We start from the raw sequence: 14919 nt of genomic DNA, 5'->3' as shown, positions 1-14919 counted from the left end.
GAAGCTTACATTCCCGTGCGGATCGCCTCCACCGGATCTAATTTTGAAGCGGAAATAGCCGGAATAATTCCTGCAATTAAACCAATTGCCGCCGAAATTGCAGTGCCGATAAACATATTAAACGGAGACAGGATAAAATTGAAATCGCCCGTAAATTGTGAAGCAAGTAGAGAAGCAATAAATACTAAAAACAGACCAATTAAGCCTCCAATTATTGCGAGAATTACAGCTTCAAATAAAAATTGAAAAAGTATAAATTTATTTTTGGCTCCCAACGATTTTTGAATACCAATTAAATTGGTTCTTTCCTTTACGCTTACGAACATAATATTGGCAATTCCGAAACCACCAACCAATAGTGAAAAACCACTGATAATAAGCCCAATAATATTCATACTACCGGTTATTTCATCAATAAAATCTGTAAAACCCTGCATTTGGTTAATAAAAAAATTGCTCACCTCATCGGGTTTTAAACCACGTTTTAACCTAAGTTTTTGTGTAAGTGTAGCAATAAATTCGGCTTGGTCCACTTCCTTTTTAGGTTTTACCACTATTTGCGGAAAGGTAGTTTTATTGTTGTCGCCGTAAATTCTGCGAACCACATTTACGGGCATCCAAACCGATGTATCTTTTGAGTTTCCAAATAAACCGGCACCCTCTTTTTCCAAAACACCAATTACATTAAATTTTCTTCCGTAAATACGCACTTGTTTTCCAATAGCGTTTGCAGCACCCCCAAATAATTGTAATGCAATTTCATTTCCCAGAACCACAACCATAGAACCGCTATTGGATTCGGAACCATTAAAAAACCTGCCCTCCGATAACTGCAATGCCTCAATATGGTAGTAGCTATCGGTTACCGCACCAATAGGAACATTGTCTACTTGGTTGTTTCCGTATTTTATGGTTTCGTTTGGAACGTTCAGCGTAAAGGTTGCTGCTTCAATATTTGGGGTATTTCGTTCAATATACTGATATTCATCAAAGGTAACATCGGGAAATTGTTGCCATTTCCACCGTGGAATATCGGTCGGACCAAAATTAAAACGCATAACAATTATGGTGCTATTATCTAGACCACTAATGCTGCCTTCAATTTCGCGTTTTAAGGAATCTACTGCGGCGAGTACCGCTATGATTGAAAAAATACCGATTGTAACACCAACCAATGAAAGAAAGGTTCTTAATTTATTGTTCCGAAGCGCACTGAGAGCAAAATTGAAACTTTCCTTTAAAACGCGAAGGTATATTAGCATTTATGATTTTAAGTTAAGGTTTGGCGATTTCAAATTTTCAATTTCAATTTCGATTTCGATTTCGATTTCGATTTCGCTATTAAAAGGGGTTGATAAATTTATAAAAAGTAAGACGTTTTCTCACTGCTTATGTTACAAATTTACTATGCAATTATGTACTTTTGCACCTTAATTTTCAATAATGAACAATTCCAAAAAAATTACCTCAGCATTAATCTCTGTTTTTAGCAAAGAAGGCCTCGCCCCAATTGTTAAAAAACTGCACGAACAAAACGTAAAACTTTACTCAACCGGTGGTACCGAAAAATTCATTCAAGATCTTGGAATTGAAGTAACCGCCGTGGAGGATATTACCGATTACCCTTCAATTTTGGGCGGTCGTGTAAAAACGCTTCACCCGAAGGTTTTTGGCGGTATCTTAAACCGACAGGACAATCAAGGTGATGTTGCCGAAATGGCACAATACAACATTCCGCAGATAGATGCGGTAATTGTAGATTTATATCCTTTTGAAAAAACGGTTGCCTCCGGAGCTTCGGAAACAGATATAATTGAAAAAATAGATATTGGCGGTATATCGTTGATTCGCGCGGCCGCTAAAAATTTTAAAGACACCATTTGCGTTTCTTCGGTTGATGATTACGCCGAATTTTTGAAAGTGATTTCCGTAAACAACGGAGAAGTTACCCTTAAAGACCGCAAGCGCTTTGCCGCTAAAGCGTTCAATGTCTCGTCTAATTACGACACTGCAATTTTTAATTATTTCAATATAGAAGAAAAATTGCCAGCGTATAAAATAAGTGCGGTTAACGGCCAGGAGCTACGCTACGGCGAAAATCCACATCAAAAAGGTTTTTTCTTCGGAAATTTTGATGAAATGTTCACCAAACTTCACGGCAAGGAATTAAGCTATAACAACCTTTTGGATGTTGATGCTGCCGTAAATTTAATGAACGAATTTAAAGGGGAAGCACCCACTTTTGCAATTTTAAAACACAATAACGCCTGTGGAATTGCGCAACGCGAAACCGTACAACAAGCGTATTTAGCAGCATTGGCAGGTGATCCCGTATCGGCATTTGGCGGTATATTAATTAGCAATGTAGAAATTGATGAAGCTACTGCAAACGAAATTCACGACCTTTTCTGCGAAGTGGTTATTGCGCCTTCTTTTTCGGCGAAAGCACAAGAAATTTTAGAAGGAAAGAAAAATAGAATTTTACTAATTCAGAAAGAAGCCGGATTACCTTCAAAAACCGTAAGAACATGTTTGAACGGTGTTTTGGTTCAAGATAAAGACAACATTACCGATACTGCCGAAATTTTAACGCACGCTACGGACAATAAACCCAGTGCTCAGGAGTTAGAAGACCTGTTGTTTGCATCTAAAATTTGCAAACACACAAAAAGCAATACAATTGTCTTGGCAAAGGGCAAACAACTTTGCGCTAGCGGAACCGGCCAAACCAGCCGAGTAGACGCATTAAAACAAGCAATTGAAAAAGCAACATCATTTAAGTTCAATCTCGATGGTGCTGTTATGGCAAGTGATGCTTTTTTTCCGTTTCCAGATTGTGTGGAAATTGCCGATAATGCAGGAATTACCGCAGTAATACAGCCTGGAGGTTCTATAAAAGATCAGTTGAGCATAGATTATTGCAATACACATAAAATGGCAATGGTATTTACAGGTACACGCCATTTTAAGCATTAAAATTTATTACATTTGTTAAAATTAAGCAGACACGTTAACCTTCAACTCCAACAAAATAAATTATGGGATTTTTTGACTTCCTAACTGAAGAAATAGCCATTGACTTGGGTACTGCAAATACCTTGGTTGTTCACAACGACAAAGTAGTTGTTGACGCCCCGTCAATCGTAGCACGAGATCGTACTACCGGCAAAATTATTGCTGTAGGGCGCGAAGCTGCCATGATGCAGGGAAAAACCCATGAAAACATAAAAACAATTAGGCCTTTGAAGGATGGTGTAATTGCAGATTTTGATGCCAGTGAAAAAATGATAAACATGTTTATCAATGATATTCCGGCCTTAAAAAAACGCTGGCTAAAACCTTCATTGCGAATGGTAATCTGTATTCCCAGCGGAATTACTGAAGTTGAAATGCGCGCGGTAAAAGAAAGTGCAGAGCGAGTTAACGGAAAAGAAGTTTATTTAATTCATGAACCCATGGCCGCAGCAATTGGTATTGGTGTAGATATTATGCAGCCCAAAGGAAATATGGTTGTAGATATAGGAGGCGGAACTACCGAAATTGCAGTAATTGCACTTGGCGGAATTGTTTGCGACAAATCTATAAAAATTGCGGGCGACGTTTTTACAAACGATATAGTATATTATATGCGTACCCAACACAACCTTTATGTGGGGGAACGTACCGCCGAAAAAATTAAAATACAGATTGGAGCCGCTACCGAAGATTTAGAGTTACCTCCAGATGAAATGGACGTACAAGGGCGCGATTTGTTAACAGGAAAACCAAAACAAGTACAAACTTCCTATAGAGAAATAGCAAAGGCATTGGACAAATCGATTCTTAGAATTGAAGATGCGGTAATGGAAACACTCTCACAAACGCCACCCGAACTTGCCGCCGATATTTACAACACCGGAATATACCTGGCCGGCGGTGGATCCATGCTTCGCGGACTGGACAAAAGGCTCTCGCAAAAAACCGACTTGCCTGTGTATATTGCCGAAGATCCGTTGCGGGCAGTTGTACGTGGCACCGGTATTTGTTTAAAAAACTTAAATAAGTACAAAAGCGTTTTGATTAAGTAATTTTTCGATAGAAATTATTATACTGAAAATAATTTAAAAAGAATAGTTGCCCATTTATGGCGTTGCTCCCATCAAGAAACAGAATATTTTAACCCTAACAAGCAATGCAGCAGATTATATTTTTCTTCATTCGGAATAAAAATTTCTTGTTGTTTGCCGTGCTTTTCACGATTTCCGTTGCACTTACTATTCAAACTCATAATTACCACAACAATAAATTTGTGAGTTCTGCCAACTTTATTTCGGGTGGTGTTTATACATTTCGAAATAATATAACCGATTATTTTAATCTTTCGAAAGAGAACGAACAGTTATTGCAGGAAAACTTAATGCTTCGGAAAAAAATGGAGCATTTGGAAGAGGCCATTTCAATTGAAAAACTAGATAGCACTATTCTTCCAAGTAAATTTCAATATTATACGGCGCGGGTAATCAATAATAATTTTTCAAAAACGAAGAATCAACTTACGTTAGATCAGGGCCAGCGAGATAGTGTAAAAATAGATTTGGGCGTTATTTCGTCTAAAGGAGTTGTGGGCATAGTTAGTGATGTTTCAAAAAATTACGCCACCGTACAATCTATTTTAAATACAAAAAGCCGCATTAACGCAAAGCTAAAAAAATCGAGTCATTTTGGATCGCTCATCTGGAATACGAAAGATCCCAACGTGGTGCAATTAATAGATATTCCGCGGTTGGCGCAAATAGAAAAAGGCGATACCATTATTACGGGCGGACGCTCGACAATTTTCCCCGAAGGCATTTTAATTGGGGCGGTAAAAGATTTTCATTTGGATAATGATGATAACTATTATTACGTAAACGTAACCTTGTTTAACGATATGACGAGCCTGGAAAACGTTTATTTAATAAAAAACAATGAAGCTCAAGAAATTTTAGAGTTAGAGAAAGGAGTAGAAGATGTCGAACAGTGATATATTAATAAACATAGGTCGTTTTGTACTGCTGGTTTTTCTGCAGGTGCTGGTGCTTAACAATATTAATTTGGGAGGATATATAAACCCCTATCTCTATATTTTGTTTATAGTACTCTACCCACTGGACGGCGATAAAAGTGTTTTGATTTTTCTCGGTTTTTTATTAGGGCTTTCCATCGATATTTTTGAAGACTCGGGCGGAGTGCATGCGGCTGCTTGTGCTTTTGTGGCATATATTCGTCCGGTAGTATTAAAATATTCCTTCGGTGTAAGCTACGAATACAACAGTGTGAAAATTAAAAAAGCCGATCCCATGGAGAGGCTTACCTACATTGCATCTTTGGTTTTAATGCATCACTTTGTTATGTTTTCACTAGAAATTTTTAGCTTCAATCATACATTGTTGCTGTTAAAATCTACCCTGTTTTCCGGATTGTTTACTATAATTGTTATTGTCTGTACAATGATAATTTTTAATAAGAAATCACAATGAGAAAAATTGTACTCATAGCATTGGTTTTGATGAGCGGTGTGCTTTTTGCCGCTCGGCTTTTCTATTTGCAGGTGTACGATGCTTCATCAGATTCGCTCACACAAAACAGTGCCATAAAAGTAATGTACGACTATCCACAGCGCGGGTACATGTTTGATAGAAACAACAAACTTTTAGTTTCAAACCAACCGTCGTACGACGTTATGGTTATCCCAAAAGATGTAAAACCTTTGGATACCTTAGAATTTTGTAGATTGCTAAAAATAACCAAAGAAGATTTTAAAGAAATATTGCGCAAGGCACGGGTGTATTCACCAAGACTTCCATCGGTAGTACTTCCACAACTTAACAAAGCAGATTACGCCTCCCTTTCAGAAAAAATGTATAAATACGAAGGGTTTTATATTCAGCGTCGTTCCCTTCGCGAATATCAAGTAGACCATTCGGCGAACGTTATGGGTTACATAGCCGAGGTAAACAATGCCATCATTGAAAAAAACCCATATTACCAAATGGGCGAACTCATTGGTACGGCAGGTGTAGAAAAAGAATATGAGGAAGTTCTTCGCGGTGTAAAAGGTGTAAAATACATTCAAAGAGATCGTTTTAATAGAGATATTGGCCCGTATAAAGACGGTATTTTTGATACTTTGCCGGAACGAGGCCTAGATATACAACTAACTATTGATGCCACGCTCCAAAAGTACGGACAGGAATTAATGGTTCATAAACGCGGTGGTATAGTTGCTATTGAACCCGATACCGGCGAAATACTTGCTTTGGTAACAGCACCTAGTTACGACCCTTCACTCTTGGTGGGTCGCGAACGTTCAAAAAATTTTACAAAATTATGGTACGACACTATTGCCAAACCGTTATACGATAGGGTTCTAATGGGTGAATATCCGCCAGGTTCACCATTTAAAGCGTTAACCGCATTGGTTGGATTACATGAACACGCTATTAAAACAGACGACGTAATAGGTTGTAGTGGCGGCTTTCATTTTGGCAGAAGAGTTTTACGATGCCACCATAGCGGGCCAGTTGCTATGGTTTCAGGGATTGCCAATTCCTGTAATACGTATTTTTGTACTGTTTATAAAAAGATGATGGACACCTATCCTACCCCTCAAGAAGGCATAGATGCTTGGCGAAAAGATCTTATGAGTTTTGGATTAGGCGATTTTTTGGGCTACGATCTTCCGAGTGGTAAAAGAGGAAACATACCAACATCGGCATATTATAATAAAATACACAAATTCCCGGAGCATAAATGGTCTTCGCTGGCAACCATCTCAAATGCTATTGGGCAGGGTGAAGTTTTATTAACGCCAATCCAAATGGCAAACTTTACTGCGGCTATTGCTAATCGAGGCTATTATTACACGCCGCATATCATAAAAAATATAATTGGCCCGGACACCATTCCGCAAAAATTTAAAGTGAAAAACCACACCACTGTTGAACCCGAATATTTTGAACCAGTAGTAGAAGGTATGTTTCAAGTTTATGAACGTGGTACTGCAGCCTCAATAAGAGTTCCCGGGATTGAAGTTTGTGGAAAAACAGGTACTGCAGAAAACTACACAAAAATAGATGGTAAACGCGTGCAGCTTACCGATCATTCTATTTTTGTAGCATTTGCACCCAAAGACAATCCTAAAATTGCCATTGCCGTGTTCGTTGAAAATGGTTACTGGGGCTCCCGCTGGGCTGGAAGAATAGCCGGACTCATGATTGAAAAATATCTTAAAGGCGAAATTACCCGAACCGATATGGAAAAGTTTGTGTTGCAAGGAAGCCTCGAAGCAGAATATGCCAAACAGTACAGTGGCGAACCTTTTTCAATTAATAGATAATGGCAGCTACCAAAAGTTACGTACGTTTTGATTGGCTAATTATATTCATCTATATTGCATTGGTGTCAATGGGTTGGATAAATATATACTCCGCCTCGCTAAGCGATGCAGCAAAAGGCTATTTTGATTTCAACCAAATTTATGGCAAACAAATGCTATGGATTGGCCTGAGTATTGTCTTAATAATTTTCGTACTTGCCATAGAATCTAAGTTCTACGAACGCTTTGCGAGCGTTATTTATATAGCTTCATTAATTTCGCTTGTCGGGCTATTTATATTTGGAAGAACTATTGCAGGCACTACTGCCTGGTACGACTTTGGTGGTTTCAGCATACAACCTAGTGAATTTGCTAAAGCGGCTACTGCCCTTGCCCTATCAAAATATGTAAGCGATATTCAAACGAACATGCAAGATTTTAAGCACCAGATTGGTGCATTCATTATACTTGCATTACCCGTTATTTTAATAATATTGCAGCCCGATCCTGGAAGTGTTTTAATATATGCGGCATTCGTTTTTCCTCTTTATCGCGAGGGTTTACACGGAGTATATTTACTTTTAGCACTGTTTGCAATTGTTTTGTTTGTATCTACACTTGCTTTTGGTACAATTTGGGTAGCTGCCGGAATTTTACTTATTGCGGGATTATTATTTTTTAGAAATAGAAAAAAAAGACCCAATATTATTAAATATATTTTCGTTGTTGTGGCTTCAATTGGCTTTGCATTTTCTGTAAGCTATATTTTTAACAACGTCTTTAAACAACACCATCGCGATCGTTTTAATATTATATTAGGAAAAGAAGTTGATGCTCGTGGTATTGGTTATAATACAAATCAAAGTGAAATTGCTATAAGCAACGGTAGTTGGCTCGGAAAAGGTTGGACTCAAGGAACGCAAACCAAAGGTAATTTTGTCCCCGAACAGCACACAGATTATATTTTTAGTACAGTGGGCGAAGAATGGGGGTTTTTAGGGAGCATGGTAGTTATTTTGCTCTTTGTAGGATTAATAACCCGAATTATTTTTAGGGCTGAAAAGCAAAAAAACCAGTTTGGAAGAGTGTATGGGTACAGTGTTGCCGCAATTCTATTTTTTCACTTTTTCGTAAATATTGGCATGGTTACAGGAATTTTTCCAACCGTCGGAATCCCACTGCCCTTCTTTAGTTACGGAGGTTCCGCACTTTGGGGCTTCACTATTTTACTCTTTATTTTTGTGAAATTAGATGGAGCAAATTTTCATTATTCGTAGGAGATAGAAGTTGAAATGAAAATTTTAGTTTAATTAGCTCGGTGCTTTCTACCGTATGCCCAAAACCATACATTGCACACTTATTTCTTTCCCCAAACTTTTAGATTAATGGTCTGTTCCATTTCGTTTTCAATGGAATCTGGCAATTGTGGAAAAAAATCGATTCCCGTTGCATCTTCAATTTCATCGATAGAAACGGCGTATTCGAAATAACTTTCAGGTGAAGGTTTATTCGGAATTAAAAAAGCAATGGCTTTATAGTTTTCATCTAAAAAATCTACTACAATTTTATAAAATTTATTGGGAACAGAAACATTCTCGTGTCCAATAGTATTTAAGTCGCCTTTTAAAACACCGCCTGTCACGACGTAAACACCATCATATTTTCTAGCCCAATAGCGTACTTTCTGTTCCAAACGGTTCCAAATTCCCGCATTAAAATCATGATCTTGCGGACTTATATTACTGGTTAAAAATGTTTCATTATACGCCTCAAATGACATTCTTCTATCGCCAGCGGGGCAAAGATGACCACGATCGTAGCCGGAGTTTTTATAGTTGCGCCAATCTGCAGACCTTGTTTCTACCTTTTTGTCTTCAATAAAGTAAGGGCGCTCAAATTCGCTTTTTGAAAGATCACTTTTTTTCAATTCATAAGCAACCCATTCTGCTTGTTCGTGTTCTTCAGAATAGGAAAGCGTATAAAAATTGTGCTTTACAATTTCACCCGTGGTGGAAGCGGGGAGGAATGTATCGTTAAATTCCGCACCGCTTCTTTCGGGATTTGAAAGTGTTTTATTTGCTGGACTGTTCAGTTTATCCACATATTCATCACCATAGTACAGTACAACGGTAACGAGGATAATAAGGATGGGATAAAGGTATTTTCGGTTCATGGTTCAACAGTAAAAAAAGTGATTTAGGTAGAAATAATATTTTTTAGTCCACCGTTATTTCTAACAATTGATAGCTATTCTTTTTGTTAATCGCTTTGATAACATAGTTGCAATTTTTAAAACAAGGGTAGCCTTCGCCTTTTTGTTTTTTATTTCCACAATATCCAGCGGCACTGCTTCATTTTTAATTTCTTCATTATTGTTAAAAACCATCAACATAATTGGAAAATCTATAGGGATTCACTATTTCAGACTTATAAGTTTTTTGTGGTGAAATTTTGCCCTTACACATAGACAAACTAAAAGCCAAAACCAAGATTTGTGAGTTCCCAAATAATTTTTTCATAAGATTACGGGTCTAATTGATAACATTATCAGCTCTAAATTGACTAATAATCTTATCAAGCACTGTGATAAAGTGGTAAAATGGTTTTTCACAAATACTTATCAAGCTCCTTTGTATCCTTGGAGTTGTTCCAAAATAGCTGAAGGTCTATACGTTTTTTATCATTAAAAAATTCGTAAAAAACAGTGGTTTATTTGGATAAAACAAACATTCTAACTTGACTTTTTTCAGACAATTTGCCCATATATGGATTTGTAGATAACGCTTTTTTAAAATCCTCAACCAAATCTATAAACTTTTCGGCTTCGGCATTGTTCCACTTGCGCAGGATAAATTCAATTTCGTCTTCAAAAGTTATATCGGCAAGTTGTGTCCAAAACACTTTCATCAAGACTGTTTAATTTTTTTTCGGGCTTTTTCAATAACTGTTTCGTGAGGCATTACCAAATCATTTTTACTCTGCTCCTTGCTTTTTTGTACTAGTTTTTGAACCTGTTCGGGCAAGTTATCCCAAAAATCAATTGTTTCTATTTCGTGCTTAAAAAAATATTCTGCACGTTCTATTTCCTCAACAGTCGAAATACCCATACAATGTTGAATCAACCTATATTTTCTTTCCGTAATATCCATCGTTGGCAAATTTTTAATGTATTTCAAATATACGAATACTTCGTTATTTAAATTTTATTAATCATTCCGCACGTCCATTGCATCGCGCAGGGCATTTCCTATTAACATAAATGCGGTTACGAGACTCATAATAGCCAATCCGGGAATTAGTGCTAAGTAGGGCTTTCCTAAAATTATATATGCGTAATGGTCTTTAATAATACCACCCCAACTGGGCATTGGGGGTTGAGCTCCAATTCCCAGAAACGAAAGTCCGCTTTCAATAAGAATAGCTCCCGCAAAATTGGCTGCGGAAATAATGATTACCGGTGCCATACTATTGGGCAAAATATGTTTTACAATTATTCTGAAATCATTAAACCCCAAAGCTCTTGCGGCAGTTACATATTGCATCTGTTTTACGCCCATAACCTGCCCGCGGACCACGCGCGCAACTTCTACCCACATTGTGAGTCCAACAGCTATAAAAACTTGCCAAAAACCTTTGCCAAGCGCCAAAGTGATGGCAATTACCAAAAGCAAGGTTGGAATGGACCACGTAACATTAATAAGCCACATTATTGCGGCATCTACCCGTCCGCCGTAATATCCTGCAATGGCTCCCATAGTTATACCAATAACCAACGAAATAAATACAGCAACAAAGCCAATGGCCAACGAAATTCTGATTCCGATAAGCATTCGGCTTAAAAGATCTCGGCCGTATTTATCGGTGCCTAGTAGGAATTTTTTTCCTGAAATATATTTTTGGGGAATTTCCTCTATGGTAGTAACATTGGGGAATAGCGAAAGCGCATATTCCTTCTGCAGTCCATCAGTTCCGTCGGGGGTATATTCCGTTATTGCTATTGAGTTTTCGGTTAAAGAATACTTCGAAATTGGAATTTCTGTATCTGCATTCTTTTTTCCGAAGAAGAAAACTGAAACAGGATTTTGCCTTTCAACGGCTACAGGAATAGTAAGCATTTGCGCCGAAAATCCTGGATTTTTTGAATGGACAGATAAATGCATCTGATTGGCATTCTGCGAATTATCTGGCGCTAAAGCGTATGCAAAAATTGCCACGAACACACAAAGTATTAAGAAGCCAAAACTGAAAACGCCCCAAAAGTTTTTTTTAAACTTCTGGAGCGCTATTCTGCTTAATGAAGTGGAATTTTTCACACTTCAAATTTAGTAAAATTTAGTGTGTTTTAAATAGAAACAAGCATCCGGTTTATGCAATACTAATTTTTAATATCGGCAACTTTTCCCGCTTTTATATTACTGAGTTTTAAATCTTCCAATACGTGCACAGCTTCTTCAATATACATGTCTTTACTCAGGTTTTTATGCCATCTTTTGCGTTTTTCTGACAGTGTAGTATCTTGTTTCATCAGCGCAGTTTCATAAGGCAATGATTTAAATGTAAGCTTGTTATCGTATTCGTTTATAGCATCAAAACGCTTGGTTTCTTCTTTACGCTGAGCAATATCGGCACTGTACATTTTATAGTTTAAGTTAACCGTTTTTTCGTCTCTGCGTTCTTTGATCCAACGAGCGTTGTCGTCAATTAATTTTAAATGTGCGTTTTGCTCCATCCGTGCATTGCTCTTCTCAATTGTTTCGTCATAATCTATATATCCGTCCCAAATATTGTATTTGGCCGCATCAATTTTATCATAGGGTAATGGATTGTCATAATCTCTTTCGCCTACGTCTATATAGCTATATCGGTCTGGCATTACAACATCGCTCTTTACGCCTTCCAATTGTGTAGAACCGCCATTGACTCGATAAAATTTTTGCGACGTAATTTTTAGCGCGCCCATATCGCCCAAATCGTTTTTACGAAGCCATTGGTTTAGGTCTATTACGTTCTGTACAGTTCCTTTTCCGTACGTTTGCGCACTTCCTATAATTATTGCGCGTTTGTAATCTTGCATAGCAGCGGCTAAAATTTCTGAAGCAGAGGCAGATAACTCATTCACCAGGATTACAAGCGGCCCGTCCCAAACAATTTCGCTGTCTTTATCTTCGAGTACCTCTTTATTTCCGTTTGATGCCACTTGCACAACGGGGCCTTTTTTAATAAATAATCCTGCAATATCCACGGCTGTTCTCAAAGAACCGCCCCCATTATCGCGAAGGTCCAGAACAAGGCCTTCCATTCCTTCTTCTTTTAAACGGATAATTTCTTTTTTAACATCGGTTGCAGCGTTTCGTTCTTTATAGTTCTGCATATCAAAATAAAACTGCGGCAAATTTATTAGTCCAAATTTTCGATCGGATGTTTCTATCAAGGAAGATTTTGCGTAGGTTTCCTCAAGCTCAACCACATCGCGGGTAAGCACTTTATCTGATACCGTGCCGTCAACATTTTTAATGGTTAAGGTAACTTTAGTTCCTTTTGGACCTTTAATTAATTTAACAGCATCGTCTATACGCATGCCCACGATACTAACGGCATCTTTTTCGTCTTCTTGTTTTACTTTAAGAATTGCGTCGCCCACTTCTATTTTTTCACTACGCCATGCTGGGCCGCCACTAATTACCTCAATCACGGTAATATAATCGTTCTTTTTTTGAAGTCGCGCTCCTATACCCTCCAGCTTACCAGACATTCTTAGGTCGAACCTATCTTTATCGGGTGGGGCAAAATAATTGGTATGCGGGTCAAATTCTTCAACTATGGTATTTAAATAAATTGCAAAATAATCCGTACGCTGTAAATCCTTTGTAAAGTCGAAATATTCATCGAGCGAATTTTTAGCAGCTTCACGCGCTTTCTGCTCCAATTCGGCTAAAGACTTGCGTACAAAAGGTTCTTCTTTTTTAGATGAATCATTTTTAGCAGCATCTTGAAATTCTGTTTCATCCTCTTCATCTGTGTTTGTATCAGAATCTGAAACACCCTTTTCCCTGTTTTTTTGATCCTCTACCGAATCGTAATAACTGGCCAGAGTTGTGAATTTTAATTGTTGTTTCCACCGCGATCTTAACTCTTTTGGGGAATTAGCATAGGCTAATTTATCGTAATCTACGTTTATGGTTTCGGTTTCAGTAAAATCAAAAGGTTTAGCTAATACTTCAGGATAGATCTTTTGTACATCTGCCATTCTTTTTTGAAAGCGACTGTACACCAAATCAAAAAACGAGAGATCCTTGTTTTTTATTTGGTCGTCTATCTCGGTTTTATATTTGCTGAATTCAGCAATGTCTGATGCCAAAAAATATCTTTTTAACGGATCGAGACCTTTTATAAATTTGTCGTAAACGCCAATAGAAAATTCATCATTGATATCTTTAGGATCGTAATGACCTTTCTGAATAACGTAGGTAATTAAGTCCAAAAGAAGCTTGTCTTTATTGGGGTCATTAAACTCCTTTGTAGTAAAACTGCAAGAAGCCACAGAAACGAAAACCGCCAAAAACAAAACTTTAAAATTCTTTTTCATTATTCGCATAGTTGTGGTATTAATTATAAGTGCCTAAATTATACAAAAAACCGTGCCATTAAAGCATTCTGGTACTAATATTTTGTTAAACAGCAGAATCTGTTATTCGTAAGCAAATTCTGTATTCAGGATTAATAAATGTATTTTTGTTTCCCTTTAAAATTCAAAGAATATGTCAGAAAACAGACCGTTAATTCTGGTAACAAACGATGATGGCATCAATGCTCCTGGAATTCGTGCTTTAATTGAAGTCATGAACACTTTAGGCGATGTAATGGTAGTAGCACCGGATTCTCCCCAAAGTGGCATGGGCCACGCAATAACTATAAACGATACTTTGTACTGCAATAGTATAAATGTAATTAAAGATGCTCCACATAAAGAGTACAGTTGCAGCGGCACCCCGGTTGACTGCGTAAAAATAGCAGTAAACGAAATTTTAAAACGCAAACCGGACCTGTGTGTTAGTGGTATTAATCACGGAAGCAATTCGTCTATAAATGTAATTTACAGCGGGACAATGAGTGCTGCTGTAGAGGCAGGAACGCAAGGCATACCTTCTATTGGGTTTTCTCTTTTAGATTATTCCTTAGAAGCAGATTTTGGACCTTCAAAAAAGTTTGTAAAAGCCATTGCGCAGCAAACACTTAAAAACGGATTGCCAAAAGGGGTTGTATTAAATGTAAATATTCCAAAATTAAATGCTTCGGAAATTAATGGCATTAAAATCTGCCGCCAAGCAAATGCGCACTGGGAAGAAAAATTTGACAAACGCACCAACCCAGTGGGTCGCGATTATTACTGGCTTTCAGGCGAGTTTGTAAATGATGATGAAGGCGAAGATACTGACGAGTGGGCACTGCGCAATGGGTATGTTTCGGTAGTTCCCGTGCAATTTGACCTTACAGCATATCGCGCTATGGACGAATTAAATTCCTGGGAGTTAAAGTAGTTAGGTTAACACACAAATTTAAAGTGACACCAATAAAATAGAAAT

The 14919-nt window shown here is 37.6% G+C and carries 13 protein-coding genes; 7 read left to right on the top strand and 6 right to left on the bottom strand.

Going from position 1 to position 14919, the window contains the following annotated elements; all coding sequences use genetic code 11:
• Positions 1–5 precede the first annotated feature (5 nt).
• Entirely contained in the window at positions 6–1262 is a 1257-nt protein-coding gene (locus QCQ61_RS07095; RefSeq protein WP_279450078.1) for an ABC transporter permease, read from the bottom strand.
• Positions 1263–1443: 181 nt separating this feature from the next.
• On the opposite strand from QCQ61_RS07095, the gene purH reads away from it, so the two are divergent.
• The 6 genes from purH to rodA all read left to right on the top strand — a co-directional run bounded on the left by purH (position 1444) and on the right by rodA (position 8613).
• Positions 1444–2976, top strand: coding sequence for a bifunctional phosphoribosylaminoimidazolecarboxamide formyltransferase/IMP cyclohydrolase (gene purH, locus QCQ61_RS07090; protein WP_279450077.1), 1533 nt, complete (start codon positions 1444–1446; stop codon positions 2974–2976).
• Positions 2977–3038: 62 nt separating this feature from the next.
• On the top strand, positions 3039–4067 hold the full coding sequence (locus QCQ61_RS07085) for a rod shape-determining protein (protein WP_279450076.1): 1029 nt from the start codon (positions 3039–3041) through the stop codon (positions 4065–4067).
• Positions 4068–4171: 104 nt separating this feature from the next.
• Positions 4172–5002, top strand: a complete 831-nt coding sequence (gene mreC / locus QCQ61_RS07080) for a rod shape-determining protein MreC (protein ID WP_279450075.1) — start codon at positions 4172–4174, stop codon at positions 5000–5002.
• Complete coding sequence (gene mreD / locus QCQ61_RS07075; protein WP_279450074.1) at positions 4989–5498, top strand: rod shape-determining protein MreD; 510 nt, start codon at positions 4989–4991, stop codon at positions 5496–5498. The genes mreC and mreD overlap by 14 nt, the downstream gene beginning before the upstream one ends.
• Positions 5495–7357: a penicillin-binding protein 2 gene (gene mrdA / locus QCQ61_RS07070; RefSeq protein WP_279450073.1), complete on the top strand. Its 1863-nt coding sequence runs from the start codon at positions 5495–5497 to the stop codon at positions 7355–7357. Before mreD ends, mrdA begins: the two co-directional genes overlap by 4 nt.
• On the top strand, positions 7357–8613 hold the full coding sequence (gene rodA / locus QCQ61_RS07065; RefSeq protein WP_279450072.1) for a rod shape-determining protein RodA: 1257 nt from the start codon (positions 7357–7359) through the stop codon (positions 8611–8613). The genes mrdA and rodA overlap by 1 nt, the downstream gene beginning before the upstream one ends.
• A gap of 80 nt (positions 8614–8693) precedes the next feature.
• Here the strand turns inward: rodA and QCQ61_RS07060 are convergent, their stop codons facing one another.
• From QCQ61_RS07060 to QCQ61_RS07040, 5 genes are all read right to left on the bottom strand, one after another.
• Entirely contained in the window at positions 8694–9509 is an 816-nt protein-coding gene (locus QCQ61_RS07060; RefSeq protein ID WP_279450071.1) for a DNA/RNA non-specific endonuclease, read from the bottom strand.
• 536 nt (positions 9510–10045) lie between these two features.
• Positions 10046–10243: a type II toxin-antitoxin system RelE/ParE family toxin gene (locus tag QCQ61_RS07055; protein WP_279450070.1), complete on the bottom strand. Its 198-nt coding sequence runs from the start codon at positions 10241–10243 to the stop codon at positions 10046–10048.
• On the bottom strand, positions 10243–10485 hold the full coding sequence (locus QCQ61_RS07050; RefSeq protein WP_279450069.1) for a hypothetical protein: 243 nt from the start codon (positions 10483–10485) through the stop codon (positions 10243–10245). Before QCQ61_RS07050 ends, QCQ61_RS07055 begins: the two co-directional genes overlap by 1 nt.
• Positions 10486–10542: 57 nt before the next feature.
• Entirely contained in the window at positions 10543–11649 is a 1107-nt protein-coding gene (locus QCQ61_RS07045) for an ABC transporter permease (RefSeq protein WP_279450068.1), read from the bottom strand.
• Positions 11650–11711: 62 nt separating this feature from the next.
• The gene (locus QCQ61_RS07040) at positions 11712–13922 is read right to left on the bottom strand and encodes a carboxy terminal-processing peptidase (RefSeq protein WP_279450067.1); all 2211 of its coding nucleotides are present in this window, start codon (positions 13920–13922) and stop codon (positions 11712–11714) included.
• Positions 13923–14094: 172 nt separating this feature from the next.
• On the opposite strand from QCQ61_RS07040, the gene surE reads away from it, so the two are divergent.
• Positions 14095–14874, top strand: coding sequence for a 5'/3'-nucleotidase SurE (surE, locus tag QCQ61_RS07035; RefSeq protein ID WP_279450066.1), 780 nt, complete (start codon positions 14095–14097; stop codon positions 14872–14874).
• The last annotated feature ends 45 nt before the right edge of the window (positions 14875–14919 follow it).

Origin of the sequence: Aequorivita marisscotiae (genome assembly GCF_029814825.1) — a bacterium.
Classification (GTDB): domain Bacteria; phylum Bacteroidota; class Bacteroidia; order Flavobacteriales; family Flavobacteriaceae; genus Aequorivita; species Aequorivita marisscotiae.
Note: the sequence above shows the minus strand (reverse complement) of the source record. Positions and strands in the feature narration are given on the sequence as shown.